Genomic DNA, 3,351 nt, shown 5'->3' with positions numbered 1-3,351 from the left:
TCTCGTCTTGGCCATCAAACACCTTCCCCGCCCGCAAGAAGCGTATCAGAGGTGTCCGTGAAAGCGGGGGAGGATCAGACACCCAGAGTGTCAACGGCATCGGCGTGCGCGGGCCGCGGGGCTACGACGGCGCGAAGCAGTTGGTCGGCCGCAAACGCGTCATGATGGTCGATCGAGGGGCACCTCCTCGCCATGGCCGTCGTGCCGGCCAACGTGCAGGATTGTGACACGCTGTCGGCACTGGATGATGGCAAGCCGCTCTGGCCGAGCCTGCGCCTGGGCGTCTTCGACAGCGTCTTCCGGGCCAAGCGCTGCGAGGAGTGGCGGAACGTCCACGGCATGCGCCGCCGGGTCGTCGAGAAGAAGCCGGACCAGAAAGGGTTCAGGCAGCGTCGGGCATGCCGTCGAGGAGCTTATCGAGGGTGATGGGATAGTCGCGCACCCGGACACCGGTGGCGTTGTAGACCGCGTTCGCTACCGCCGGGGCGACGCCGGTCAACCCGAGCTCTCCCACGCCCTTCGCCTTGACCGGCGACATGGTCGGATCCACCTCGTCGATGAAGTAGGCGTCGAGGTGCGGCACGTCGGCATGCACGGGAACCTCGTAGCCGGCGAGGTCGTGGTTGACGAAGAAGCCGCGTCGCTTGTCGACGACCATCTCCTCCATCAGCGCCGCGCCGATGCCCATCACCATGCCGCCGATGACTTGGCTGCGCGCGGCCTTCGGGTTGATGATGCGTCCGGCCGCGCAGACCGCCAGCATCCGACGGACCCGGACCTCGCCTGTGTCGGCATCGACGCCGACCTCGGCGAAATGGGCGCCGAAGGTCTGCTGGGCGAACTTCTTGGACAGATCGCCGAACTCGATGTGGTCCTCGGCGACGATGTCGCCCGCCTCCGCGGCGTGCCCGAGCGGGACGGCGCGATTGCCGGAGCGGACCTCGCCGTCGGCGAAGGTGACGTCGCCCGAGTTGAACCCGAGCCGCTGAGCTACCGCCTCGCGCAAGCGCACGCACGCCGCGTAGACGCCCGCGGTGACGGACGGGCCACCCTGCTGGCCGCCCGACCCCGGCGTTTCGGGGAAGGCGGAATCCCCGAGCCGCGCGATCACCCTGTCCAGGCCGACACCCATCATCTCGGCGGCGGTCTGGGCGACGATGGTGTAGCTGCCGGTGCCGATGTCGGTCATGTCGGTCTCGACCGTGACGACGCCGCGCCGGTCGAGGCGAACGCGGGCCCCGGACTTGGCGATCTTCGCGGCGCGGATCGCCCCGGCCATGCCCATGCCGACGAGCCAGCGCCCGTCCCGCACGCTTGCCGGCCGCGGATTGCGGCGGTCCCAACCGAACCGCTGGGCCCCCATGTGCATGCACTCGACGAACGGGCGCGTCGAGAACGGCATCTCCGGATGCTCGGGGTCGACCCGGGTGTCGTTCAGGGCCCTGAACGCGATGGGATCCATCCCGAGTTTCTCCGCCATCTCGTCCATGGCGATCTCCAGGGCCATCAGGCCGGGAGCCTCTCCCGGCGCCCGCATTGCGTTGCCCTCAGCGAGATCGAGCACCGCCAGGCGCTGGCGCGTCATCCGGTTGGCGCCGGCGTAGAACGAGCGCGTCGCGGCCGTCGATGGCTCGGTCCGGCCACCCGCGAGGTTGCCGTTGAGGTTGTCGTGCCCGATGGCGGTGATCCGGCCGTCCCGCGTCGCGCCGATCCAGATACGCTGGACCGTGGCAGGCTGGTGGATGGTGCTGTTGAACATCATCGGGCGTTGCAGGGCGAGCTTGACCGGGCGGTCCGTCACCCGCGCCGCAACCGCCGCGAGGGCAAGGTCGGACTGAACGGTGCCCTTCCCCCCGAAGCCGCCGCCGATGTAGGGCGAGACGAGCCGGACCTTATCCTTGGCGATGCCGAGCGTCTTGGCGAGGTCGCGCACCCCCCAGTTCATCTGTTGGATCGAGGTGTGGCAGGTCAGGCGGTCGCCGTCCCAGGAGGCGATGGTCGCGTGCGGCTCCATCATCGCGTGGGCTTGGTCGGGGGTGGTGTAGGTCTCGTCCAGCTTGACCGGCGCGGCCGCGAAGGCCGCTGCGAAGTCGCCGACGCTGGTCTCGGGCTTGCCACCAAACTGCCCTTGCGCGGCCACGGGTGCCGTCGCGACCAGCGAGGCGAGATCGAATGAGCCCTGCTCCCGGACGTACTGGACCCGCACCAGGGCGGCGGCGGCGCGAGCCTGCTCGAACGTCTCCGCGACGACCACCGCGACGGCCTGGTGGTAGTGATCCACCACCGGCGCGGCGAGGAAGCGCTGGGCATAGAACTCGCCCTTGCCGAGCGGCCCGGCATTCTCGTGGGTGATGACGGCGACGACGCCAGGGGCAGCCTTGGTCTCGGATAGGTCCCCTTGGTCTCGGATAGGTCCATGGAGGCAATCCGTCCCTTGGCGATGCCGGCACCGACGATGAAGCCGTAGGCGAGGTTCGCGTGCGGGTCGTGCCACTCGTAAGCGTAGGGTGCGGTCCCGGTGACCTTGAGCGGCCCCTCGACACGGTCGGTGGGCTGCCCGACCACCTTGAGCTGGTCGATGGGGTTCTGGCCTGCGGGGGTGTCGAACTTCATGGCTCAGGCCCTCGCTTGGCTGAGCGCCGCGGACAGCGTCCGCTCGGCGAGCTTCAGCTTGTAGGCGTTCTCGTGGGTCGGCTTGGCACCGGAGAAGACTTGGTCGGTCACCGCCTTGGCGCCCTTCGGCAGGTCGGCCTCGGCCGCTTCCACGCGCCAGGGCTTGTGCGCCACCCCGCCGAAGGCGACGTGCCCGGTGCCGTCCTTCCCGAGGATCGCCGCCACCGAGACCAGCGCGTAGGCGTAGGAGGCCCGGTCGCGCACCTTGCGGTAGATGTGCATGCCGACAACCGGCTCGGGCAGCGTCACCGCCGTTATGAGCTCGCCGGGCTTGAGGGTGGTGTCGACCTCAGGTCGGTCGCCGGGCAGGCGGTGGAACTCGGCCATGGGGATCTTGCGTTTCGCACCGTCCGCGTCAACCGTCTCGACGGTGGCGTCGAGCACGCGCATGGCCACCGCCATGTCGCCCGGATGCGTGGCGATGCAGGCCTCGCTGCCGCCGATGACTGCGAGCTGCCGGCTCACCCCGTCGAGGGCCGAGCAGCCGGAGCCCGGCTGGCGCTTATTGCAGGCCTGGGCCGTGTCGTAGAAGTACGGGCAACGGGTGCGCTGCAGGAGATTGCCGGCGGTGGTCGCCTTGTTGCGCAGCTGGCCGGACGCACCCGCGAGAAGGGCGCGGGAGAGCACGGCGTAGTCCTTGCGCACCCGGGCATCGGCCGCGAGATCGGTGTTGCGCAC

Annotated in this window: 1 protein-coding gene and 2 pseudogenes; 1 reads left to right on the top strand and 2 read right to left on the bottom strand. The window is 69.5% G+C overall.

All coding sequences use genetic code 11. The features are described from left to right. Positions 1-227: pseudogene (locus AC3WLN_RS23835) on the top strand (hypothetical protein); the annotation flags it as partial. 155 nt (positions 228-382) lie between these two features. On the opposite strand, the pseudogene paoC reads toward AC3WLN_RS23835, so the two are convergent. Together paoC and AC3WLN_RS23825 are read right to left on the bottom strand one after the other, a co-directional pair. Further along, positions 383-2,613 (bottom strand): annotated as a pseudogene (gene paoC / locus AC3WLN_RS23830) (aldehyde oxidoreductase molybdenum-binding subunit PaoC). A gap of 3 nt (positions 2,614-2,616) precedes the next feature. Next, positions 2,617-3,351: FAD binding domain-containing protein (locus tag AC3WLN_RS23825; RefSeq protein ID WP_492485428.1), on the bottom strand; the 735-nt coding region annotated here is incomplete at its 5' end.

This window comes from Methylobacterium sp. FW306-05-D (genome assembly GCF_058782155.1).
This window is presented reverse-complemented; position numbering and strand designations above follow the sequence as displayed.